Annotated in this window: 14 protein-coding genes, 6 tRNA genes and 3 rRNA genes; 4 read left to right on the forward strand and 19 right to left on the reverse strand. The window is 54.8% G+C overall.

The window, feature by feature from the left end; genetic code table 11:
- Nucleotides 1-208: 208 nt before the first annotated feature.
- From tuf to LPQ25_RS24765, 5 genes are all read right to left on the reverse strand, one after another.
- Nucleotides 209-1,393: an elongation factor Tu gene (gene tuf, locus LPQ25_RS24745; protein WP_004174069.1), complete on the reverse strand. Its 1,185-nt coding sequence runs from the start codon at nt 1,391-1,393 to the stop codon at nt 209-211.
- Nucleotides 1,394-1,508: 115 nt separating this feature from the next.
- A tRNA-Thr gene (locus LPQ25_RS24750) sits at nt 1,509-1,584 on the reverse strand.
- A gap of 5 nt (nt 1,585-1,589) precedes the next feature.
- Nucleotides 1,590-1,664, reverse strand: a tRNA-Gly gene (locus tag LPQ25_RS24755).
- Between the two features lie 115 nt (nt 1,665-1,779).
- Nucleotides 1,780-1,864: transfer RNA gene (locus tag LPQ25_RS24760), tRNA-Tyr, on the reverse strand.
- Nucleotides 1,865-1,874: 10 nt separating this feature from the next.
- Nucleotides 1,875-1,950 (reverse strand) — tRNA-Thr (locus LPQ25_RS24765).
- A 428-nt stretch (nt 1,951-2,378) separates the two neighbouring features.
- On the opposite strand from LPQ25_RS24765, the gene coaA reads away from it, so the two are divergent.
- Nucleotides 2,379-3,329 carry a type I pantothenate kinase gene (gene coaA, locus LPQ25_RS24770; RefSeq protein ID WP_002883524.1) on the forward strand — a complete coding sequence of 317 codons (951 nt, stop codon included), beginning with the start codon at nt 2,379-2,381 and terminating at the stop codon, nt 3,327-3,329.
- Between the two features lie 25 nt (nt 3,330-3,354).
- Here the strand turns inward: coaA and birA are convergent, their stop codons facing one another.
- From birA to pepQ, 11 genes are all read right to left on the reverse strand, one after another.
- The gene (gene birA / locus LPQ25_RS24775) at nt 3,355-4,317 is read right to left on the reverse strand and encodes a bifunctional biotin--[acetyl-CoA-carboxylase] ligase/biotin operon repressor BirA (protein WP_002883521.1); all 963 of its coding nucleotides are present in this window, start codon (nt 4,315-4,317) and stop codon (nt 3,355-3,357) included.
- Nucleotides 4,314-5,342: a UDP-N-acetylmuramate dehydrogenase gene (murB, locus tag LPQ25_RS24780; RefSeq protein WP_012737140.1), complete on the reverse strand. Its 1,029-nt coding sequence runs from the start codon at nt 5,340-5,342 to the stop codon at nt 4,314-4,316. Before murB ends, birA begins: the two co-directional genes overlap by 4 nt.
- Nucleotides 5,343-5,759: 417 nt before the next feature.
- Nucleotides 5,760-5,875, reverse strand: a 5S ribosomal RNA gene (gene rrf, locus LPQ25_RS24785).
- Between the two features lie 196 nt (nt 5,876-6,071).
- A 23S ribosomal RNA gene (locus LPQ25_RS24790) occupies nt 6,072-8,964 on the reverse strand.
- 169 nt (nt 8,965-9,133) lie between these two features.
- Nucleotides 9,134-9,209: transfer RNA gene (locus LPQ25_RS24795), tRNA-Ala, on the reverse strand.
- 105 nt (nt 9,210-9,314) lie between these two features.
- Nucleotides 9,315-9,391: transfer RNA gene (locus LPQ25_RS24800), tRNA-Ile, on the reverse strand.
- Nucleotides 9,392-9,462: 71 nt separating this feature from the next.
- Nucleotides 9,463-11,000, reverse strand: a 16S ribosomal RNA gene (locus tag LPQ25_RS24805).
- The 16S, 23S and 5S rRNA genes sit together here with 2 tRNA genes alongside, the layout of an rRNA operon.
- Nucleotides 11,001-11,387: 387 nt before the next feature.
- On the reverse strand, nt 11,388-11,921 hold the full coding sequence (hemG, locus tag LPQ25_RS24810) for a menaquinone-dependent protoporphyrinogen IX dehydrogenase (RefSeq protein ID WP_002883453.1): 534 nt from the start codon (nt 11,919-11,921) through the stop codon (nt 11,388-11,390).
- A gap of 11 nt (nt 11,922-11,932) precedes the next feature.
- The gene (gene trkH, locus LPQ25_RS24815) at nt 11,933-13,384 is read right to left on the reverse strand and encodes a Trk system potassium transporter TrkH (protein WP_002883450.1); all 1,452 of its coding nucleotides are present in this window, start codon (nt 13,382-13,384) and stop codon (nt 11,933-11,935) included.
- 38 nt (nt 13,385-13,422) lie between these two features.
- Nucleotides 13,423-14,037 (reverse strand): IMPACT family protein, encoded by a 615-nt coding sequence (locus tag LPQ25_RS24820; protein WP_002883449.1) that lies wholly within the window; start codon nt 14,035-14,037, stop codon nt 13,423-13,425.
- A complete protein-coding gene (gene pepQ, locus LPQ25_RS24825; protein WP_048336825.1) occupies nt 14,037-15,368 on the reverse strand; it encodes a Xaa-Pro dipeptidase in 1,332 nt (443 codons plus the stop codon). Before pepQ ends, LPQ25_RS24820 begins: the two co-directional genes overlap by 1 nt.
- 191 nt (nt 15,369-15,559) lie before the next feature.
- On the opposite strand from pepQ, the gene fadB reads away from it, so the two are divergent.
- Nucleotides 15,560-17,749 (forward strand): fatty acid oxidation complex subunit alpha FadB, encoded by a 2,190-nt coding sequence (fadB, locus tag LPQ25_RS24830; RefSeq protein ID WP_004181655.1) that lies wholly within the window; start codon nt 15,560-15,562, stop codon nt 17,747-17,749.
- Nucleotides 17,750-17,758: 9 nt separating this feature from the next.
- A complete protein-coding gene (fadA, locus tag LPQ25_RS24835) occupies nt 17,759-18,922 on the forward strand; it encodes an acetyl-CoA C-acyltransferase FadA (protein ID WP_012737138.1) in 1,164 nt (387 codons plus the stop codon).
- Between the two features lie 106 nt (nt 18,923-19,028).
- On the opposite strand, the gene fre is transcribed toward fadA, so the two are convergent.
- Together fre and ubiD are read right to left on the reverse strand one after the other, a co-directional pair.
- Complete coding sequence (fre, locus tag LPQ25_RS24840) at nt 19,029-19,730, reverse strand: NAD(P)H-flavin reductase (protein WP_002883448.1); 702 nt, start codon at nt 19,728-19,730, stop codon at nt 19,029-19,031.
- A 49-nt stretch (nt 19,731-19,779) separates the two neighbouring features.
- Nucleotides 19,780-21,255 (reverse strand): 4-hydroxy-3-polyprenylbenzoate decarboxylase, encoded by a 1,476-nt coding sequence (gene ubiD / locus LPQ25_RS24845; protein WP_009309755.1) that lies wholly within the window; start codon nt 21,253-21,255, stop codon nt 19,780-19,782.
- A gap of 178 nt (nt 21,256-21,433) precedes the next feature.
- Here ubiD and rfaH point away from each other — a divergent pair, with 178 nt between their 5' ends.
- Nucleotides 21,434-21,922 carry a transcription/translation regulatory transformer protein RfaH gene (gene rfaH / locus LPQ25_RS24850; RefSeq protein WP_002883430.1) on the forward strand — a complete coding sequence of 163 codons (489 nt, stop codon included), beginning with the start codon at nt 21,434-21,436 and terminating at the stop codon, nt 21,920-21,922.
- On the opposite strand, the gene tatD is transcribed toward rfaH, so the two are convergent.
- Entirely contained in the window at nt 21,919-22,722 is an 804-nt protein-coding gene (gene tatD, locus LPQ25_RS24855; RefSeq protein WP_014908111.1) for a 3'-5' ssDNA/RNA exonuclease TatD, read from the reverse strand. The genes rfaH and tatD overlap by 4 nt on opposite strands.
- Between the last annotated feature and the right edge of the window lie 5 nt (nt 22,723-22,727).

A 22,727-nucleotide genomic window follows, 5' to 3' on the forward strand; every position in this document is an offset into this window, starting at 1 on the left:
CCCTGCCCTGCTGTTGCAAAGAAGGAGTTGAATAGCCGTCGCCCTGAGGCTCGAATGGTTTGGTGTATAAACGCCCTCTTCAGAGCCTGTCTCAGCAATGATTATGACAAATAAAATCACTGATGAGCCAGGTTCTGGTGTGAAAGCGTGCAAAAAGGGCATCAAATGATGCCCTTTTATTGCGCATTGCGTCAAATGTTATCAGCGATTAGCCGAGAACTTTAGCAACCACGCCCGCGCCAACGGTACGACCGCCTTCACGGATTGCGAAACGCAGACCGTCGTCCATCGCGATCGGGTGGATCAGGGTAACAACCATTTTGATGTTGTCGCCCGGCATTACCATCTCTACGCCTTCCGGCAGTTCGATGGTGCCAGTCACGTCAGTAGTACGGAAGTAGAACTGCGGACGGTAGCCTTTGAAGAACGGAGTATGACGGCCGCCTTCGTCTTTGGACAGGATGTACACTTCAGATTCGAACTTGGTGTGCGGGTTGATGGTGCCCGGCTTAGCCAGTACCTGACCACGTTCGATTTCTTCACGTTTGATACCACGCAGCAGAACACCTACGTTCTCACCAGCACGGCCTTCGTCCAGCAGTTTGCGGAACATTTCAACGCCAGTACAGGTGGTTTTCGCGGTTTCTTTGATACCAACGATTTCAACTTCTTCACCTACTTTGATGATACCGCGCTCTACACGACCGGTAACAACGGTACCACGACCGGAGATGGAGAATACGTCTTCGATCGGCAGCAGGAACGGCTTGTCAATCGCACGCTCTGGTTCCGGGATATAGGTATCCAGGTGGCCAGCCAGTTCGATGATTTTCGCTTCCCACTCTGCGTCGCCTTCCAGCGCTTTCAGAGCAGAACCACGAACGATCGGAGTGTCGTCGCCCGGGAAATCGTACTGAGACAGCAGTTCACGAACTTCCATCTCAACCAGTTCCAGCAGCTCTTCGTCATCAACCATGTCGCATTTGTTCAGGAACACGATGATGTACGGAACGCCTACCTGACGACCCAGCAGGATGTGCTCACGAGTCTGCGGCATCGGGCCGTCAGTCGCAGCAACAACCAGGATCGCGCCGTCCATCTGCGCAGCACCGGTGATCATGTTTTTAACATAGTCGGCGTGGCCCGGGCAGTCTACGTGCGCATAGTGGCGAGTCGGGGTGTCATATTCAACGTGAGAGGTGTTGATGGTGATACCACGAGCTTTTTCTTCCGGCGCGTTATCGATCTGATCGAATGCGCGAGCGGAACCACCGTAGGTTTTAGCCAGTACGGTAGTGATGGCAGCGGTCAGCGTTGTTTTACCATGGTCAACGTGGCCGATAGTACCGACGTTAACGTGCGGTTTTGTACGTTCAAACTTTTCTTTAGACATCGATTGTCCCTCTAAGACACGGATAAATCGGTGATATCACCACATCAACCAGGCAACATGCCCGACTTGTTGAATGAACATAACAGAAGAGAAACAGGGAAGGAGAGAAAAGAAGTGGTGCTGATACCCAGAGTCGAACTGGGGACCTCACCCTTACCAAGGGTGCGCTCTACCAACTGAGCCATATCAGCACGTCTGGAGCGGGCAGCGGGAATCGAACCCGCATCATCAGCTTGGAAGGCTGAGGTAATAGCCATTATACGATGCCCGCATCCTGAAACTCGGCTACCCAGTTCTTTCTGTAATACTAAAGAGACTGCTCTCTTTAGTATTGAGCTGATTAGTTTACCCAACCAACTCCGGCTCCGCAAAGCGTCGCCAGAAAGTGGTGGTGGGGGAAGGATTCGAACCTTCGAAGTCGATGACGGCAGATTTACAGTCTGCTCCCTTTGGCCGCTCGGGAACCCCACCCAAATTGTTATGGTGCCGACTACCGGAATCGAACTGGTGACCTACTGATTACAAGTCAGTTGCTCTACCTACTGAGCTAAGTCGGCATCAAGTAGCGCGCATTCTAGGGAGAGGAGCGAGTTCATGCAACTAAAAATTTGCATAAAACGTTCTCTTGCTCACATTTTGTGCTCTCACGCGAAAAAACGGTGTAATTTCAAGCAGCGGAGTGCAAATATTCGCCAATAATTCGGCACTTCAGGCGCTGTCCGATCATCTCCGGTTACCTCTATCGCATGCTGACCGCTGACGGAAAGGATTCAGGCCGCTAGCCTAGCCTGTTAGCAAAGGCCATGCTTTGCAAAGAATAAGAAACTTATTCTTCTCTTGTGATGCTGGCGCGAGAAAGCAGCATTCAATGAGTTTTTTTCTTATTATTCCCGGCAATCTGGTGTTACCCTCCTGCCCATTGTCCTGATTAACTCGTGTGAAGCATCACCGTTTCAAGGTATTCGGTGATAGTAAGAACATGCTTATGAGCCAAAAAGAGCAGACGTTAATGACACCGTACCTACAATTTAACCGCCACCAATGGGCTGCACTTCGTGATTCTGTCCCGATGACGTTAACCGAGGAAGAAATCACGCGGTTAAAAGGCATCAACGAAGATCTCTCTCTGGAAGAGGTTGCCGAGATCTATTTGCCGCTGTCGCGTTTGCTCAACTTCTATATCAGTTCTAACCTGCGTCGCCAGGCTGTTCTCGAACAATTTCTTGGCACCAATGGTCAGCGAATTCCCTATATTATCAGTATCGCTGGCAGCGTTGCGGTAGGAAAAAGCACCACCGCCCGCGTTCTGCAAGCTTTGCTTAGTCGTTGGCCGGAGCATCGCCATGTCGAACTCATTACCACCGACGGTTTTTTGCACCCTAACTCGGTTTTAAAAGAACGTGGGTTAATGAAGAAAAAAGGCTTTCCGCAGTCCTATGATATGCATCGCCTGGTGAAGTTTGTCTCCGATCTCAAATCAGGGGTACCGCAGGCAACCGCGCCGGTTTATTCCCATCTGATTTATGATGTTATTCCCAATGGTGACAAAACCGTCGCGCAACCGGATATTTTAATTCTTGAAGGGCTGAATGTTCTGCAAAGTGGAATGGATTATCCGCACGATCCCCATCATGTATTCGTTTCCGATTTTGTCGACTTTTCTATTTATGTCGATGCCCCGGAAGAATTATTGAAAAGCTGGTATATCAACCGCTTTCTTAAATTCCGGGAAGGGGCGTTTACCGATCCGGATTCCTATTTCCATAATTACGCTAAGCTCTCGAAGGAAGAAGCGGTAGATATTGCCACTTCGCTATGGAATGAAATCAACCTAATGAATCTTAAAGAAAATATCCTTCCAACTCGCGAGCGCGCCAGCCTGATCATGACTAAGAGCGCCAATCACTCAGTGAATCAGGTACGCTTACGTAAATAAAATAAGGGAGCCGAAGCTCCCTTTTTTATTCTGCACTGCGCAATGATATTTCACCACCCACCCAGGCTTTTATTACACCATCCTGCTCCAGCAATAGTGCGCCCTGGGCGTCAATGCCACGCGAAATGCCGTAAATTTCTTTATCACCGATAATCAGTTTCACCGGGCGATGAATAAAGTTATCCAGTTTTTCCCAGCGCGGTAGATAGGGAGCCAATCCTTCCTGCTCGAACAGCTCCAGTCCCAGGCGCAGCTCTTTAATCAGGCGCGCGGCGAGGAGGTTACGGTCGATGACCACCCCCGCTTCCTGAAGGCTGATCCACCCCTGATTGACGACATCAGACTCCACGCGACGCATCACAAGGTTGATACCCGCGCCGCTGACGATTTGTGCGGCATCGCCCGTTTTCCCCGTCAGTTCCACGAGGATCCCTGACAGCTTACGATCCTGCAGGTAAATATCGTTTGGCCATTTCACGCGAACCTGTTCGGCCCCGAGCTGCTGCAGAACTTCAGCGATCACAATACCGATCACCAGGCTTAGGCCAATAGCCGCTGCCGGGCCCTGCTCCAGACGCCAGTACATCGAGAGATAGAGATTCGCGCCAAAGGGCGAAAACCATTTTCTGCCTCGCCGGCCTCGCCCTGCTTGCTGATATTCAGCCACACAGGCATCTCCGGACGTCAGCTCATCAAGCCTGTCCAGCAAATACTGGTTAGTAGAGTCGATGACGGGAAGGACCGTCACTCGACCATGGTCTATCTCTTGAGAAATCTTTTTCTCATCTAATAGATGAATAGGCTCCGGCAGGCTGTAACCCTTGCCCGGCACAGTAAACACATCGACGCCCCAGTCACGTAAGGTCTGGATGTGCTTATTAATCGCCGCCCGGCTCATGCCTAACTGCTCACCAAGCTGTTCGCCAGAGTGAAACTCGCCATCAGCAAGGATAGAAATTAGCGTTAAAGGGATAGTATGGTCTTTCACGCAATGCTCTCCTCTGCGTTGACTTCACCATGCGTGCCAATGAAGCGCACCTCGGGCTGAAGCCATACATCGAATTTCGCACCCACCCGCTGGCGAACATAATGAGCAAGTTTTACCACATCCTCGCTGGTCGCTCGATCTTCATTAATCAGTACCAGCGCCTGCTGTCGATGGACGGCCGCGCCGCCGATGCGTTGTCCTTTGAGCTCACATTGATCGATTAGCCAGCCAGCGGCCAGCTTGACGCTGCCATTTGCCTGCGGATAGTGCGGTGCATGAGGGAACTGCGCCAGCAGCGCTTTCGCAACCTGAGCGCTGACGATCGGGTTCTTAAAAAAGCTGCCGGCATTACCGTTAATCTTTGGATCCGGCAATTTAGTCATTCGCATATGACAGACCGCATCAAATACCTGCTGCGGCGTGACGGTCTGCGGATCGAGACGCGTTAAATCACCGTAACTCAGTACAGGCTGCCATGTTTTCGCTAACGATAAGCCAATCGCAACGATGGCATAGCGGTCCTGATATTCATGTTTGAAGATACTGTCGCGATAGCCAAAACGGCATTCCGCGGCTGAAAGACGTTGCTTACGCCCGGTTTCCAGCTCAATGCAGTCAACATATTCGCAAACCCGCTGTAGCTCAACGCCGTAGGCGCCAATATTCTGGATCGGCGAAGATCCTGCGCAGCCAGGGATTAACGCCAGATTTTCCAGACCTGGCATCGCATGCTGTAGCGTGAACTGCACCAACTGATGCCAGTTTTCGCCGGCGCCGACGTGCAAGCGCCAGGCGTCCGGCGTTTCGCTCACCTCGATCCCCATAATCCGGTTGAGGATCACCGTACCGGCATAGTCGTTCAGAAACAGGACATTACTGCCTTCCCCAAGGATCAGCGTGGGTTCGCCTGCCGCGGCAGCGGTTTGCCAGGCGCTTAGCAACTGTTGCTCAGTTTCGGCGCGTACTATCGTCTTGGCGAAGCGTTCAATGCCAAAGGTATTCCAGGGTTTGAGGGAGTGGTTCATAGTAGCTTCCTGATGCAAAATCGGCGTTAGTTTATCGTATCTGGCGGGGGAAGGCTTGTCTGATTACAGGGGCAATGATATTGCGGGGCGTTACCGGTGGTGATGTGGTGTACCGGTGCGGGCTACAGAACGCGACAGGCCCGTAGCCCCGGTAAGCGCAGCGCCACCGGGGAGACATGCCGGCACGCTGGCCGGACGACAGAAACGCAAAAAGCCCATCCGGCAGGATGGGCTCTTCACTTGTTTGATGCCTGGCAGTTTATGGCGGGCGTCCTGCCCGCCACCCTCCGGGCCGTTGCTGCGCAACGTTCAAATCCGCTCCCGGCGGATTTGTCCTACTCTGGAGAGCGCTCACCGACAAACAACAGATAAAACAAAAAGCCCGGTCTTTCGACCGGGCTTTCTGCTTTATTTGATGCCTGGCAGTTCCCTACTCTCACATGGGGAGACCCCACACTACCATCGGCGCTACGGCGTTTCACTTCTGAGTTCGGCATGGGGTCAGGTGGGACCACCGCGCTAGTGCCGCCAGGCAAATTCTTTGTGCTCAGTACGCAATTCTTTATCGCATCAGCTGCGTTGCCTGCGCTCGTAAAGTCAGTCACATACTTCAGTATGCTCCTTCCTTTCCGTCGCTTGTCGCCTTGCTGCTGCGCAAATTATTGCGTACTCAACTCTGAATCTAAGCTGAAAATTCTCTCAAATCCGCCAAAACATCTTCGGCGTTGTAAGGTTAAGCCTCACGGTTCATTAGTACCGGTTAGCTCAACGCATCGCTGCGCTTACACACCCGGCCTATCAACGTCATCGTCTTTAACGTTCCTTCAGGAGACTTAAAGTCTCAGGGAGAACTCATCTCGGGGCAAGTTTCGTGCTTAGATGCTTTCAGCACTTATCTCTTCCGCATTTAGCTACCGGGCAGTGCCATTGGCATGACAACCCGAACACCAGTGATGCGTCCACTCCGGTCCTCTCGTACTAGGAGCAGCCCCCTCAATTCTCCAGCGCCCACGGCAGATAGGGACCGAACTGTCTCACGACGTTCTAAACCCAGCTCGCGTACCACTTTAAATGGCGAACAGCCATACCCTTGGGACCTACTTCAGCCCAGGATGTGATGAGCCGACATCGAGGTGCCAAACACCGCCGTCGATATGAACTCTTGGGCGGTATCAGCCTGTTATCCCCGGAGTACCTTTTATCCGTTGAGCGATGGCCCTTCCATTCAGAACCACCGGATCACTATGACCTGCTTTCGCACCTGCTCGCGCCGTCACGCTCGCAGTCAAGCTAGCTTATGCCATTGCACTAACCTCCTGATGTCCGACCAGGATTAGCTAACCTTCGTGCTCCTCCGTTACGCTTTGGGAGGAGACCGCCCCAGTCAAACTACCCACCAGACACTGTCCGCAACCCCGGTAAGGGGCCAACGTTAGAACATCAAACATTAAAGGGTGGTATTTCAAGGTTGGCTCCACGCAGACTGGCGTCCACGCTTCAAAGCCTCCCACCTATCCTACACATCAAGGCTCAATGTTCAGTGTCAAGCTATAGTAAAGGTTCACGGGTCTTTCCGTCTTGCCGCGGGTACACTGCATCTTCACAGCGAGTTCAATTTCACTGAGTCTCGGGTGGAGACAGCCTGGCCATCATTACGCCATTCGTGCAGGTCGGAACTTACCCGACAAGGAATTTCGCTACCTTAGGACCGTTATAGTTACGGCCGCCGTTTACCGGGGCTTCGATCAAGAGCTTCTCCTTACGGATAACCCCATCAATTAACCTTCCGGCACCGGGCAGGCGTCACACCGTATACGTCCACTTTCGTGTTTGCACAGTGCTGTGTTTTTAATAAACAGTTGCAGCCAGCTGGTATCTTCGACTGGTCTCAGCTCCATCCGCAGGGACTTCACCTACACACCAGCGTGCCTTCTCCCGAAGTTACGGCACCATTTTGCCTAGTTCCTTCACCCGAGTTCTCTCAAGCGCCTTGGTATTCTCTACCTGACCACCTGTGTCGGTTTGGGGTACGATTTGATGTTACCTGATGCTTAGAGGCTTTTCCTGGAAGCAGGGCATTTGTTACTTCAGCACCGTAGTGCCTCGTCATCACACCTCAGCCTTGATTATCCGGATTTGCCTGGATAACCAGCCTACATGCTTAAACCGGGACAACCGTCGCCCGGCTAACATAGCCTTCTCCGTCCCCCTTCGCAGTAACACCAAGTACAGGAATATTAACCTGTTTCCCATCGACTACGCCTTTCGGCCTCGCCTTAGGGTCGACTCACCCTGCCCCGATTAACGTTGGACAGGAACCCTTGGTCTTCCGGCGAGCGGGCTTTTCACCCGCTTTATCGTTACTTATGTCAGCATTCGCACTTCTGATACCTCCAGCAACCCTCACAGGTCACCTTCGCAGGCTTACAGAACGCTCCCCTACCCAACAACACATAGTGTCGCTGCCGCAGCTTCGGTGCATGGTTTAGCCCCGTTACATCTTCCGCGCAGGCCGACTCGACCAGTGAGCTATTACGCTTTCTTTAAATGATGGCTGCTTCTAAGCCAACATCCTGGCTGTCTGTGCCTTCCCACATCGTTTCCCACTTAACCATGACTTTGGGACCTTAGCTGGCGGTCTGGGTTGTTTCCCTCTTCACGACGGACGTTAGCACCCGCCGTGTGTCTCCCGTGATAACATTCTTCGGTATTCGTAGTTTGCATCGGGTTGGTAAGTCGGGATGACCCCCTAGCCGAAACAGTGCTCTACCCCGAAGATGAATTCACGAGGCGCTACCTAAATAGCTTTCGGGGAGAACCAGCTATCTCCCGGTTTGATTGGCCTTTCACCCCCAGCCACAAGTCATCCGCTAATTTTTCAACATTAGTCGGTTCGGTCCTCCAGTTAGTGTTACCCAACCTTCAACCTGCCCATGGCTAGATCACCGGGTTTCGGGTCTATACCCTGCAACTTAACGCCCAGTTAAGACTCGGTTTCCCTGCGGCTCCCCTATACGGTTAACCTTGCTACAGAATATAAGTCGCTGACCCATTATACAAAAGGTACGCAGTCACACCCGAAGGTGCTCCCACTGCTTGTACGTACACGGTTTCAGGTTCTTTTTCACTCCCCTCGCCGGGGTTCTTTTCGCCTTTCCCTCACGGTACTGGTTCACTATCGGTCAGTCAGGAGTATTTAGCCTTGGAGGATGGTCCCCCCATATTCAGACAGGATACCACGTGTCCCGCCCTACTCTTCGAGTTCACAGCCTGTGCATTTTGGTGTACGGGACTATCACCCTGTACCGTCGGACTTTCCAGACCGTTCCACTAACACACAAGCTGATTCAGACTCTGGGCTGCTCCCCGTTCGCTCGCCGCTACTGGGGAATCTCGGTTGATTTCTTTTCCTCGGGTACTTAGATGTTTCAGTTCCCCGGTTCGCCTCGTTAACCTATGTATTCAGTTAACGATAGTGTGACGAATCACACTGGGTTTCCCCATTCGGACATCGCCGGCTGTAACGGTTCATATCACCTTACCGACGCTTTTCGCAGATTAGCACGTCCTTCATCGCCTCTGACTGCCAGGGCATCCACCGTGTACGCTTAGTCGCTTAACCTCACAACCCGAAGATGTTTCACTTCTGATTGCGAAAATTTGAGAGACTCGAACACACATTAACTGTGTGTCGTTTCAATTTTCAGCTTGATCCAGATTTTTAAAGAGCAAAACTTCGCAGTGCACCTTTTCAGGTTCACTCTGAAGTTTTCTTGTGTTCGCAGTAAAGATGGTGGAGCTATGCGGGATCGAACCGCAGACCTCCTGCGTGCAAAGCAGGCGCTCTCCCAGCTGAGCTATAGCCCCATCGAATGAATCTCTTTAACCTTAATTCGTTTTCGGGCGCGGCGTGGTGAAGCGAAGCATACTGAAGTATGCGAGCTTTGCCACAACAAAGCACGAGAGCGAATTTGGTAGGCCTGAGTGGACTTGAACCACCGACCTCACCCTTATCAGGGGTGCGCTCTAACCACCTGAGCTACAAGCCTGCAGAGATTACTTACTGCTCTATTTTCATCAGACAATCTGTGTGAGCACTGCAAAGGCAGGTTCTTTAAGGTAAGGAGGTGATCCAACCGCAGGTTCCCCTACGGTTACCTTGTTACGACTTCACCCCAGTCATGAATCACAAAGTGGTAAGCGCCCTCCCGAAGGTTAAGCTACCTACTTCTTTTGCAACCCACTCCCATGGTGTGACGGGCGGTGTGTACAAGGCCCGGGAACGTATTCACCGTAGCATTCTGATCTACGATTACTAGCGATTCCGACTTCATGGAGTCGAGTTGCAGACTCCAATCCGGACTACGACATACTTTATGAGGTCCGCTTGCTCTCGCGAGGTCGCTTCTCTTTGTATATGCCATTGTAGCACGTGTGTAGCCCTGGTCGTAAGGGCCATGATGACTTGACGTCATCCCCACCTTCCTCCAGTTTATCACTGGCAGTCTCCTTTGAGTTCCCGGCCGGACCGCTGGCAACAAAGGATAAGGGTTGCGCTCGTTGCGGGACTTAACCCAACATTTCACAACACGAGCTGACGACAGCCATGCAGCACCTGTCTCACAGTTCCCGAAGGCACCAATCCATCTCTGGAAAGTTCTGTGGATGTCAAGACCAGGTAAGGTTCTTCGCGTTGCATCGAATTAAACCACATGCTCCACCGCTTGTGCGGGCCCCGTCAATTCATTTGAGTTTTAACCTTGCGGCCGTACTCCCCAGGCGGTCGATTTAACGCGTTAGCTCCGGAAGCCACGCCTCAAGGGCACAACCTCCAAATCGACATCGTTTACGGCGTGGACTACCAGGGTATCTAATCCTGTTTGCTCCCCACGCTTTCGCACCTGAGCGTCAGTCTTTGTCCAGGGGGCCGCCTTCGCCACCGGTATTCCTCCAGATCTCTACGCATTTCACCGCTACACCTGGAATTCTACCCCCTCTACAAGACTCTAGCCTGCCAGTTTCGAATGCAGTTCCCAGGTTGAGCCCGGGGATTTCACATCCGACTTGACAGACCGCCTGCGTGCGCTTTACGCCCAGTAATTCCGATTAACGCTTGCACCCTCCGTATTACCGCGGCTGCTGGCACGGAGTTAGCCGGTGCTTCTTCTGCGGGTAACGTCAATCGCTAAGGTTATTAACCTTAGCGCCTTCCTCCCCGCTGAAAGTGCTTTACAACCCGAAGGCCTTCTTCACACACGCGGCATGGCTGCATCAGGCTTGCGCCCATTGTGCAATATTCCCCACTGCTGCCTCCCGTAGGAGTCTGGACCGTGTCTCAGTTCCAGTGTGGCTGGTCATCCTCTCAGACCAGCTAGGGATCGTCGCCTAGGTGAGCCGTTACCCCACCTACTAGCTAATCCCATCTGGGCACATCTGATGGCATGAGGCCCGAAGGTCCCCCACTTTGGTCTTGCGACATTATGCGGTATTAGCTACCGTTTCCAGTAGTTATCCCCCTCCATCAGGCAGTTTCCCAGACATTACTCACCCGTCCGCCGCTCGTCACCCGAGAGCAAGCTCTCTGTGCTACCGCTCGACTTGCATGTGTTAGGCCTGCCGCCAGCGTTCAATCTGAGCCATGATCAAACTCTTCAATTTAAGTTTGATGCTCAAAGAATTAAACTTCGTAATGAATTACGTGTTCACTCTTGAGACTTGGTATTCATTTTTCGTCCGAGGACGTTAAGAATCCATGTCACTTTGAGTGCCCACACAGATTGTCTGATAAATTGTTAAAGAGCAGTGCCGCTTCGTTTTCGCTGCGGCGCGGGGTGTGCATATTACGCTTTCCCGCTGCAGAGTCAAGCATTTATTTTTGCTTTTCTCTGCGAGGTTCTCACCGGAACCCCGCTGACCCGGCGGCTTGTTTGCCGTTGTTCCGTGTCAGTGGAGGCGCATTATAGGGAGTAATTCTGAGGTGGCAAGGGGAAATGCAAAAAAACTTTTCGTTCGCTCGATTTTCCATCACAACGCGAGTTTTACGCGCTATTTGCGCGCCATTTGTGCGATTTCCCGAGCAAACCGGGATACCTGTTGCCAGTCGGTATAGACCACTTCTTTGCGGGTATCCGTTTCACCCCCGGTCATTTTCATAATCAGGCGGATCATAAACCGATCGTACCAGCTGTAGCGCGGGTAGCGCAGCGCGCCGGCAAATACCGCGCAGCTCTGCGGCTGCCACGGCGAGTTCAGCAGAAACTTACGCGTATAGCTGTTGGTCTGCGGCGTGCGCTTCTCGGGTTTACGCGCCACCAGGTTAACCGAAAAGAATGCCCCCGGCAGCGCCTGCAATGCTGCCAGATGCTTTTTCACAAAGCGGTCCACCGCCGGATGAAAGTGCCCGTAGCGAATCGACGCGCCAATGACCACCCGATCGTAGTGATGCCATTCGACGACATCGGTACGGTTCAGGTTCAGGGTGTCCGCATCGATGCCCAGCTCTTTAAGCTCAGAGGCGAGAAACGAAGCGATTTCACGGGTCTGCCCGTCGCGGGTGGAGAAGAGAATTAAAGTTTTCACGAGCACTCCTGTTATTCGCGCCAGAAAGTGGGGGTAAAGAGCACCAGTAAGGTGAACACTTCCAGACGACCAAACAGCATATTAGCAATCAGGATCCATTTCGCGACCGGGTTCATGGTGGCAAAGTTATCCGCGACGACGCCGAGCCCAGGCCCGAGGTTGTTCAATGTCGCCACCACGGAGGCGAAAGCAGAGAAGTCATCCACCCCGGTGGCGATAATCGCCAGCATACTAATGATAAAGACCAGCGCATAGGCGGAGAAGAATCCCCATACTGCTTCCAGAATACGTTCCGGCAGCGCGCGGTTACCTAATTTAATGCTATACACCGCATTCGGGTGCACCAACCGCTTCAGCTCACGGTTGCCCTGTTTGAACAGCAACAGGATACGGATCACTTTTAATCCACCGCCCGTGGAGCCAGCGCAGCCGCCGATAAATGCGGAGCACAGCAACAGCACCGGAAGGAACAGCGGCCAGCGTGCAATGCTATCGGTGGTGAACCCCGCGGTGGTCGCCATCGACACCACCTGGAAAAACGCCTGGTTCAGCGTCGTCAACACCGAGCCGTACACGTTATGAAGCCATAGCACCAGCGTACAGACGATGACCAGCGTCAACTGGACGCCAATGAACATCCTAAATTCAGGGTCGCGCCAGTACACCTTCAGGCTGCGTCCGCTCAACAACGAAAAATGCAGACCGTAGTTACAGCCGGAGATCAGCAGGAAGATGGCAATGATGGAGTTGATCATCGGGCTGTTGAAATAGCCGACGCTGGCATCGTGAGTCGAGAAACCGCCGATGGCGATGGTGGCGAAACTGTGCCCGATCGCATCGAACGCCGGCATACCGGCAAACCAGAGCGCCAATGCGCAGGCGATCGTGAGTAACACATAGATGAGCCACAATGTCTTCGCCGTCTCGGCAATACGCGGACGCATCTTGTTATCCTTCAGCGGGCCGGGCATTTCCGCGCGGTAGAGCTGCATCCCCCCGACGCCGAGGATAGGCAGAATCGCTACCGCCAGCACAATGATCCCCATGCCGCCGAACCACTGCAGCATCTGGCGATAAAAGAGGATAGCGTGCGGAAGCGAGTCCAGCCCCACCAGAGTGGTCGCCCCGGTCGTCGTCAGGCCGGAAAATGACTCGAAGAAGGCATCCGTCACCGTCAGGTTCGGCTGTTCGGAGAAGATAAAGGGCAAGGCCCCCACGCTCCCCAGCACGGTCCAGAACAGCACCACGATCAGAAACCCTTCACGAGATTTCAGTTCGCCTTTTTGCTTACGGTTCGGCCACCACAGCATGGAGCCGATCGCCAGAGCGACAAAGAAGGTTTGAGTGAAGGCCCGTCCCGCGCCATCGCGATATATCAGGGCCACTAATCCCGGGACGATCATCGTCCCCGAAAACAAGATGACCAGCAGTCCAACGATTCGGGTTATGGCGCGAAAATGCATCTCTGGCGCTTCCTTTGATAGGCAAAAAACAGAGGGGATTATTCGTTAATCTTCAGTAATTGCAATGAACCACGACTAAAATCAGCCAGTCTTGCTGAAAAAGCCGCCACTTCGGCCTGGGGAAGCGCCACGCGCAGCCGAACTGACGCCAGATATTCGCTTTCAACGACGTTTCCGGAGAATTGGGCGAGCAGCGCTTCGACGCCGGCCAGTTGCCCATACTCACACTGCAAAGTATATGCCGTTAACGGCGTCTTGCGCAGCGTCGTCAGCTGCGCCAGCGCCTGATGCACCCCGCCGCCATAGGCCTTAACCAGACCGCCGGTGCCCAGCAGGATACCACCGTAGTAACGCACGACGACAGCGGTTATCTCGCCGACGCCGCTTCCCATCAGCTGCGCCAGCATCGGTTTACCCGCCGTTCCCGCCGGTTCGCCATCGTCTGAAAACCCCAGCTGTTGCGAATCATCAGGTGGCCCCGCGACCCACGCCACGCAGTGGTGGCGGGCATCAGGGTGATCCGCTCTGACGGACTCGACAAAAGCTTTTGCCGCCGCCACGCCGTCGGTATGCGCCAACAGCGTGATAAAACGGCTTTTTTTAATCTCCTCAACGACGGTAACCGGCGCCGCCGGGATTAACCAGCTCTCCATCAGGCCAGCTTCAGATCGCGCGTCATATTTTCGATACTGTTTTCGTGAATCACCACGTTATCTTCGATACGGATCCCACCGAACGGCTTCATGGCGTCAATTTTTTGCCAGTTAAAGTGCTTGCTAAACGGGCCTTCACGCCACGGCGCCAGTAACGACTCAATGAAGTAGATGCCGGGTTCAATAGTTAACACCATCCGCGGCTCGATAATACGGGTGCAGCGCAGATACGGGTATTTCGACGGCGCCGCCAGATGCGTACCGGTGTCATCCTGCATAAAGCCAGCGACATCGTGCACCTGCAGACCCAGCGGATGGCCAATCCCGTGCGGCATAAACGGCCCGGTCAGGTCATTCTCCACCATCGCCTCTTCGCTCATGTCGGTAACCAACTGGTGTTTACGCAACAGCTTCGCGATACGCTGATGGAACTGGATATGGTAATCAATGTAACTGGTACCGGCCTTCATGGTACTAATCAGCGCCTGCTGCTCATCGTTAACGTCTTTGATCAGATGGGCAAAGTCGTTATCGCCGTGCGCCGCCCAGGTGCGCGTCAGATCTGCGGCATAGCCGTTATATTCCGCACCGGCGTCGAGCAGGAAACTGCGCATCTCCGCCGGGGCACGATGGTCCAGTTTGGTGTAGTGCAGGACGGAGGCATGCTCATTCAGCGCGACAATATTGCTGTAAGGCACGTCGGTATCACGATGGCCGGTGGCGGTGAGATAGGCCTGGTTGATATCGAATTCGCTCATCCCCGACTGGAAAGCTTCGTAGGCCGCACGATGACCATTCACCGCCGACTTCTGCGCTTCACGCATGCAGGCCAGCTCGTAATCGGTTTTGTAAGCCCGGTAGTAATGCAGGTAGTCGATAACCCCTTTCGGGTTGATCTTATCCGCGGCGATACCCAGGCCCAGCGCGCGCTCAGGCACCGGACCGATATAGCCAATATTACCGCGAGCAGCAGGCAGCTGGCTGCCGATGCCATCGGCCTTCGGTAGCGCGATCACGTCTATCTCTTCGGTCCAGAAAAAGGTCGGCAACGGCTCAACGTTATGCCAGTAATCTACCGGCAGATAGAACCACAGCTTCGGTTTATTCACACCGTCCACCAGCAGCCAGCAGTTAGGCACCTGAGTCACAGGCACCCAGGCTTTGAACTGCGGATTGACCTTGAACGGGTACGGATGGTCATCAAGGAAGACGTTAACCAGCTCGCCGGAGTGAATCAGCAGAGCATCCATTTGAAAACGGGCCAGGACGTCGCGGGTACGTTCTTGTAGGGTAACAATATGATTTTTATAGAGCGCGGCCAGGGATTCCATCTTTTATCCTTTGCTTTTATGGGATCGTGATACACCGCATCTTAGCACATCGACCTGCGTGCGGGTGATTTCCGCCGGATGTGATCCGACCAGCAATTATTTAAAGAGTAATTTGCAATTCTTTAACATAAATTCCACACTCCGTTTCATCTGGTATGACCAGATCATATTGCTGGATTCAGGAGACTGACATGCTCTACAAAGGCGACACCCTGTACCTCGACTGGCTGGAAGATGGCATCGCCGAACTGGTGTTCGATGCCCCAGGTTCGGTCAACAAGCTTGATACCGCAACCGTAGCCAGCCTTGGTCATGCGCTGGACGTACTGGAAAAACAAAGCGATCTCAAAGGCCTGCTGCTGCGCTCTGAAAAAGCGGCATTTATCGTCGGCGCGGATATCACCGAATTCCTCTCGCTGTTCCTGGTCCCTGAGGAGCAGTTAAGCCAGTGGCTGCATTTTGCTAACAGCGTCTTCAATCGTCTGGAAGATCTCCCCGTCCCCACAATCTCTGCCGTCAATGGCTATGCGCTGGGCGGCGGTTGCGAATGTGTGCTGGCGACCGATTACCGCCTGGCGACGCCGGATCTGCGCATTGGGCTGCCGGAAACCAAGCTCGGCATTATGCCCGGCTTCGGCGGTTCCGTGCGTCTGCCGCGCCTGCTCGGCGCCGATAGCGCGCTGGAAATTATTGCCGCCGGGAAAGACGTCGGCGCCGATCAAGCACTGAAAATCGGCCTGGTGGATGGCGTGGTCGCTGCGGAAAAACTACGCGACGGCGCGCTGGCGATCCTACGTCAGGCCATGAATGGCGACCTGGACTGGAAAGCGAAACGTCAGCCGAAGCTGGAGCCGCTGAAGCTCAGCAAAATTGAAGCCGCCATGAGCTTCACGATTGCCAAAGGCATGGTCGCGCAAACCGCCGGGAAGCATTACCCGGCGCCGATCACCGCGGTCAAAACCATTGAAGCCGCCGCGCGTCTTGGTCGTGAAGAAGCCCTGGTGCTGGAAAATAAAAGCTTTGTCCCGCTGGCCCATACCAATGAGGCCCGCGCGCTGGTTGGTATCTTCCTGAACGACCAGTACGTCAAAGCGAAAGCGAAAAAGCTGACCAAAGATGTCGAGACGCCGAAGCATGCTGCCGTCCTGGGCGCTGGCATTATGGGCGGCGGTATCGCTTACCAGTCGGCCTGGAAGGGCGTGCCGGTGGTGATGAAAGACATCAGCGACAAATCGCTGACCCTGGGCATGACCGAAGCGGCGAAACTGCTGAATAAACAGCTGGAACGCGGCAAAATCGACGGTCTGAAGCTGGCCGGAGTGATTAGCACCATTCAGCCAACCCTGGAATACAGCGGTTTTGACCGCGTGGACGTCGTCGTTGAAGCGGTGGTGGAAAACCCGAAAGTGAAGAAAGCCGTACTAGCGGAAACCGAGGCAAAAGTGCGCCCGGATACCGTGCTGGCGTCCAACACCTCAACGATCCCCATCAGCGAGCTGGCCAGCGTTCTGCAGCGCCCGGAAAACTTCTGCGGTATGCACTTCTTTAACCCGGTGCATCGCATGCCGCTGGTTGAAGTGATCCGCGGCGAAAAAACCTCGGATAATACCATTGCCAAAGTGGTGGCCTGGGCCAGCAAAATGGGCAAAACGCCGATTGTGGTGAATGATTGTCCCGGCTTCTTCGTCAACCGGGTACTGTTCCCCTACTTCGCCGGCTTCAGCCAGCTGCTGCGCGACGGAGCGGACTTCCGCAAAGTCGACAAAGTGATGGAGAAACAGTTTGGCTGGCCGATGGGCCCGGCTTATCTACTGGACGTGGTCGGCATCGATACCGCGCACCATGCTCAGGCGGTCATGGCGGCGGGCTTCCCGCAGCGGATGCAGAAAGATTATCGCGACGCCATCGACGCCCTGTTTGACGCCAACCGTTTCGGCCAGAAGAACGGCCTCGGCTTCTGGCGCTATAAAGACGACAGCAAAGGTAAGCCGAAGAAAGAAGAAGATGCTGCCGTCGACAGCCTGCTGGCCGACGTCAGCCAGTCGAAGCGCGATTTCAGCGATGAAGAGATTATCGCCCGCATGATGATCCCGATGGTTAACGAAGTCGTCCGCTGCCTGGAAGAAGGCATTATCGCCAGCCCGGCGGAAGCGGATATGGCGCTGGTATACGGCCTGGGCTTCCCTCCGTTCCACGGCGGCGCATTCCGCTGGCTGGACACCATCGGCAGCGCGAAGTATCTCGATATGGCACAGCAATACCAGCACCTTGGCCCGCTGTATGAAGTGCCAGCCGGTCTTCGTGACAAAGCGCGCCATAACGAAGCGTATTATCCCCAGGTAGAGCCAGCCCGTCCGGTTGGCGCTCTGAAAACGGCTTAAGGAGTCACAATGGAACAGGTTGTCATTGTCGATGCAATTCGCACCCCGATGGGCCGTTCGAAGGGCGGCGCATTTCGCCACGTGCGCGCGGAAGACCTCTCCGCGCACCTGATGCGTAGCCTGCTGTCGCGCAATCCGTCGCTTGAGGCAAGCGCGATAGACGATATCTACTGGGGTTGCGTGCAGCAAACCCTCGAGCAGGGTTTTAACATCGCCCGAAACGCGGCGCTGCTGGCGGAGATCCCGCATTCGGTACCAGCAAATACGGTCAACCGTCTGTGCGGTTCTTCCATGCAGGCGCTGCACGATGCGACCCGTATGATCATGACCGGCGATGCCAGCGTCTGCCTGATTGGCGGCGTCGAGCACATGGGCCATGTGCCAATGAGCCATGGCGTCGATTTCCATCCGGGCCTCAGCCGCAACGTGGCAAAGGCGGCAGGGATGATGGGGCTGACTGCGGAGATGCTGGCGCGTCTGCACGGTATTAGCCGCGAGATGCAGGATCAGTTCGCCGCGCGCTCTCACGCTCGTGCCTGGGCCGCAACCCAGTCCGGCGCATTCAAAGCGGAGATTATCCCCACCGGCGGCCACGATGCCGATGGCGTACTCAAGTCCTTTAACTATGACGAGGTGATCCGCCCGGAAACCACCGTCGAGACGCTGTCCACGCTTAAACCGGCGTTTGACCCGGTGACCGGTACGGTAACGGCGGGTACCTCTTCCGCCCTTTCCGATGGCGCAGCGGCGATGCTGCTGATGAGCGAAAGCCGCGCTCGCGAGCTGGGGCTGAAGCCGCGCGCTCGCGTCCGTTCAATGGCGGTGGTCGGCTGCGACCCGTCCATTATGGGTTATGGCCCGGTTCCGGCCTCAAAGCTGGCGCTGAAAAAAGCGGGCTTATCCACCAGCGATATCGACGTTTTTGAAATGAATGAAGCATTTGCCGCGCAGATCCTACCGTGTATTAAAGATCTGGGCTTAATGGAGCAGATCGATGAGAAGATCAACCTCAACGGCGGGGCGATCGCGCTCGGTCATCCGCTGGGCTGTTCCGGGGCGCGTATTAGCACCACGCTGATCAACCAGATGGAGCGCAAAGACGCTCAGTTCGGCCTCGCCACCATGTGTATCGGCCTGGGACAAGGGATCGCTACCGTGTTTGAGCGGGTTTAAGCGAAAGGGTATCTCAACGCCATTGCCACCAGAACCTGGCGGCTATGGCGAAGAGAGCAGGTTTAGTTGCCGTTCTTCCCGCCTGTCAGGGGCGGGTTTTTTATTTTCAGATAAACGCAAACGCATCGCCAAACAGGCGATCTTCACGCGCGCCGCGCTCATTACAGAACAGGTCGCGAGCGATCTTGGCCATCTCAAAACGACCGGCAATGTAGATGTCATGCTCGGCCAGCGTACCGTAATCCTGCAGCACGGCGGTGAGTACCGTACCGGAGCGACCACGCCACCCTTCTTCCGGCTGTTCAACCACCGGCTCGATGCGCAGATTCGGATGCTTGATGCTTAACGCTTCCAGCTCGGCCAGATCGTACAGATGCTTAGCCTCGCGGCCGCCCCAATAAATGGCGATATCGCGATCAGGGTTACGCGCCAGCGCGCTTAACAGAATAGAACGCACATAAGAGAATCCGGTACCGCCGGCGATCAGAATCAGCGGGCGATCTTCGTCATCGCGCAGCCACGCTTCGCCATGCGGAATATCAACCTCAATTTCACGCTCTTTCAGAATGCGATCCATGACCGCCATCGCGTACAGATTGAGCTCCGAGGCGCCGATATGCAGCTCGATAAATTCCTGTTCCGCCGGCGTGGAAGCCATGGAGAACGGGCGCTTGTCGCGCTCATCCATTACCACCATCAGATACTGGCCGGCACGGAAGGAAAATGCCGCTTCCGGCACTAATCGAACACGATATACGGTATCGGTAATCGCCTCCACCGAGGTCACTTTACAGCTTAAGGTTGTCATGCGTCCCCTCTGTCGGGTCAATAGAGCAAAACAGCGGCGTTAGCCCCGCTTACTGTTGTTTAAAGATGGCCAGTTCATCCCAGATGGCGTCAATACGCGCCGTAACGGCAGGATCTTTTTTGATTGGGCGACCCCATTCACGCTGGGTTTCGCCAGGCCATTTATTGGTGGCATCCAGCCCCATTTTTGAACCCAGGCCGGAAACCGGCGAGGCAAAATCCAGATAATCAATTGGCGTATTCTCTACCAGTACCGTATCACGAGCCGGGTCCATACGGGTAGTGATCGCCCAAATCACATCGTTCCAGTCGCGTGCATTGACGTCGTCATCGCAGACAATCACGAACTTGGTGTACATAAACTGGCGCAGGAACGACCAGACGCCCATCATTACGCGCTTGGCATGTCCCGCGTACTGTTTTTTCATGGTCACCACCGCCAGGCGATAGGAGCACCCTTCCGGCGGCAGATAGAAATCAACGATTTCCGGGAACTGCTTTTGCAGGATCGGGACGAAGACTTCATTCAGCGCCACGCCCAGTACCGCTGGCTCATCGGGCGGTCGGCCGGTATAGGTAGAATGATAAATCGCGTCTTCACGCTGGGTAATATGGGTTACCGTAAACACCGGGAACTGGTCTACTTCATTGTAGTAACCGGTGTGGTCGCCATACGGGCCTTCCGGCGCCATTTCACCGGCCTCAATGTAGCCTTCTAGCACAATTTCCGCGCTGGCCGGCACTTCAAGGTCATTGGAAACGCACTTAACCACTTCGGTCTTGGTGCCGCGCAGCAGGCCTGCGAAGGCATATTCCGACAGGGTATCGGGCACCGGCGTCACCGCGCCAAGAATGGTTGCCGGATCGGCGCCAAGCGCCACGGAAACCGGGAAGCGTTCGCCCGGACGCGCCGCGCACCACTCCTGGAAATCCAGCGCGCCGCCGCGATGAGACAGCCAGCGCATAATCAGTTTGTTTTTGCCGATCAGCTGCTGGCGATAAATCCCCAGGTTCTGCCGCTCTTTGTGCGGCCCGCGGGTTACCGTCAACCCCCAGGTGATCAGCGGCGCGGCATCTTCCGGCCAGCAGGTCATAATCGGGATTTTATTCAGATCGACATCATCGCCCTGGATGATTTTTTGCTGACAGGGGGCGCCGCGCAGGCGTTTGGTCGGCATATTCAGCACTTGCTTGAACTGCGGCAGCTTATCAAACAGGTCGCGGAAGCCTTTTGGCGGCTCAGGTTCTTTCAGAAAGGCCAACAGTTTACCCACCTCGCGCAGCGAACTGACATCCTCCTGCCCCATCCCCAACGCCACGCGACGCGGCGTGCCGAACAGATTGCACAGCACCGGCATGGTATAGCCTTTCGGATTCTCAAACAGCAGCGCCGGGCCGCCGGCGCGCAGAGTCCGGTCGGCAATTTCGGTGATTTCCAGGTGAGGATCGACCGGCAGAGTGATACGTTTTAGTTCGCCCTGTTGTTCCAGGAGTGTCAGAAAGTCGCGAAGATCGTGATATTTCATGGAAGTGTTATTGACCTCTCTACAGGCGGCTAATTATACGGTGTTCGACGGCGCGATGCTGTAATTTTGTTAAATTAGCGTGAAAGAACGCTGAAATTTGGATTTCAATTATAATGGCTTTCGCGATTACACCAGCCATTTGTTATGCTTGCCGTTATTAGAAGTGGAATGAGTCATTATGCAAGCCTGGTACTTACTGTATTGCAAACGTGGGCAGCTACAACGAGCCCAGGAACATCTGGAACGTCAGTCAGTTAACTGCCTGATGCCGACGATTGCGCTGGAAAAAATCATTCGCGGTAAACGCACCATGGTCAGCGAACCGTTGTTCCCGAACTACCTGTTTATTGAGTTCGATCCAGAGGTGATTCATACCACCACCATCAGCGCCACTCGCGGGGTTAACAACTTCGTGCGCTTTGGCGCCCTACCCGCTATCGTCCCCTCGGCGGTCATCCATCAGCTTTCTATCTACAAACCGGAAGGGATTACCGACCCGGAAACGCCGCATGAGGGCGATAGCGTGCTAATCACCGACGGCGCGTTTGAAGGCCTGGAGGCGATCTTCACCGAGCCCGACGGCGAAGCGCGCTCTATGTTGCTGTTAAACCTGCTGAATAAGCAAGTCCTGCAGAGCGTTAAAAATACCGACTTCCAGAAAATCTAAACGCCGTTAATGTCAACGCCAAACAGCGCCCTGACGTTTGCGTCCGTTTGCGCCTCCAGCCATTGCGCCTCCTCGCCGCGCCAGGCCGCGACGCAGCCCAGGATATGCGGCAAATACGCGGGCTCGTTACGCCGCGAGGCCGGTTTCGGCTTGAGGTCGCGCGGCAGCAGATAAGGCGCATCGGTCTCCAGCAGCAGACGTTCCGCCGGGATCGCCGGCAGCAGCTCGCGCAGCTCCAGTCCCCGCCGCTCATCGCAAACCCAACCGGTAATACCGATAAACAGGCCCAGATCCAGGCATTCCTGCACCTCGCTGCGGCTGCCGGTAAAGCAGTGCAGCACCGCGCCCGGGATCTTCTCAAGCCAGGGTTTAAGCAGCGTCAGAAACCGATCGTGGGCGTCGCGGCAGTGCAAAAACACCGGCATCGACAGCTCAGCGGCCAGCGCCAACTGGGCGCTGAACGCTACCTCCTGCTCGTGCGGCGTGGAAAAATTCCGGTTAAAATCCAGACCGCACTCGCCTATCGCCACCACCTGCGGCTCGCCGGCGAGGGTATAAATCGCCTCGGCGACCGCTGGCGTCCAGCTGCTACCGTCATGGGGATGAACCCCCGCCGTGGACCAGCAGCCGGAATAGCGGCTCGCCAGTTTCTGCGCCTGCTGGCTCTCCGCCAAATTTGTGCCGGTCAGCAGCATGCCGTTAACCCCCGCCGCCAGGGCGCGCGCCACTACCTCATCATGATCGCGGGAAAACTGCGAACTGGTCAGATTAACGCCGATATCAAACATGATCGCTCCCATATGCC

This window comes from Klebsiella sp. KPN54798, from assembly GCF_021184225.1.
In the GTDB taxonomy this organism is placed as follows: domain Bacteria; phylum Pseudomonadota; class Gammaproteobacteria; order Enterobacterales; family Enterobacteriaceae; genus Klebsiella; species Klebsiella pneumoniae.